The following is a 1,417-nucleotide window of genomic DNA, read 5'->3' as shown; positions in this document are numbered from 1 at the left end:
GCTGTGTCGGCTTTTTATCTTCGACCTCCGCGAGAGCGTCGCGGAGGTCGTCAAGAGTGGCGGCGTCAAGCGTGGACATACTTGCTAATCACACTCTAACCTAAAGAATATTTAGCTGACAGTATCATTCGTCTAGTAGCTAAAATCGCATACCATCACTATACACAACCTACCCGAACGTGGGCTTCAGTTCAATGACACTGACAGAAACACGTAGGAGCATAGCGTGTGGATAGATCGTGTCTGAAATTGTCACAGTCTTAGCTCCTGATTTCTGTTTTACAGACATATAACTAGATAAAACGGCTGGTTGTTGAAGGGTGCGGATTGACTGCCGAGAATTCTGCCAGATCAGAGAGATATTCCAATAGCTGTGCGAGATACACAGCGCATGGTCAGCAGTCGGTGGTACATAGTTCTGGCACCGAGACCGGACCCAGTATTAGTAGTCAGACCGGGAGACTCGCTTTCGAGTTGTGGCGAGTTTTATTATGAAGCCGTTCTTTATTCAATTGTTATAAATACCATGTCATTGGTGGTTCCATTTGATGATTCTGCGCTTGCTAAGGCAGCACTCGTTCGCGCGCGGCAGTTCGATCGGGTGTTAAATGAAGGCGTTAGAGTTGTGAGTGTCATTCCTACGCAGAACATTAGGTATGCACGGGAACGAGGCTGGCTCGGAGAGAACGAGCCATTCGACGGCAGCCAAATCGTACAGTCTCTGCGAGCCTCCGCTCTAAAGCTTGCTCCTGATGCACAGTTCGAATATTTTGTCACGCGTCGATCTGCATCTTCCGGAACAATTGCAAAGCAAATTCGACGATTCGCCCGCGATAATGACGCGACTATCGTATTCATTGGGAGTAAAAATGCCGGACGATTCGCTCACGCACTCACCGTCGGTTCAAGCGTCGCATCCGGTAAAAAATACGACACAATGATTATTACTCAACCACATCTCCCAGAGATACGAACACTTGAGCAACTCGACCCCTCCGAGGAAATCAGTGGGGATCAGTAATCTTTGAGGGTCGTATCCCTGCTTATAATTGTTCATTCATCAATTGCTATATTCGGCCTCTGTACTGAACGATCCATCGATGTTCGGTTAAACCCCAGCGGCAGTTCTGTGGGGTTTGAGCGTCGGTTGCTCCCGCCGTGTGTGCCCGGCTCAGGCAATCTTGGACCGCATAGAATATTACTGGGAGTGCTAACCGAACACAGATGGTTAGCGACAGAAAGAACGATTATAATGGATACACGTTAGCGTTAGAATATGAGTGCGTCACACATTCGTCTTTAGCTAAGACTCACACCTCGGTTGTGTAGCGGTAGCGAGCGTCTCCTGTAAGATCGGTCGTTGCTGGTGAATCTTCTGGGCGTCCTCGATCAGCTGCTCCAGCAACGGCGGTGGCGA

Annotated in this window: 1 protein-coding gene; it reads left to right on the top strand. The window is 49.0% G+C overall.

Features of this window, described 5'->3' with window-relative positions; genetic code table 11:
- The first annotated feature begins 391 nt into the window (after positions 1–391).
- Complete coding sequence (locus tag EXE41_RS18475) at positions 392–1,021, top strand: universal stress protein (RefSeq protein WP_199240909.1); 630 nt, start codon at positions 392–394, stop codon at positions 1,019–1,021.
- Positions 1,022–1,417: the final 396 nt, after the last annotated feature.

This window comes from Halorubrum sp. SD690R, from assembly GCF_005435035.1.
Taxonomy (GTDB): Archaea; Halobacteriota; Halobacteria; order Halobacteriales; family Haloferacaceae; genus Halorubrum; species Halorubrum ezzemoulense.
Note: the sequence above shows the minus strand (reverse complement) of the source record. Positions and strands in the feature narration are given on the sequence as shown.

Bases quoted from the DNA above. Each gene is read 5' to 3' on its own strand.
- EXE41_RS18475 (WP_199240909.1), top strand. From the start codon at position 392: ATGGTCAGCAGTCGGTGGTACATAGTTCTGGCACCGAGACCGGACCCA.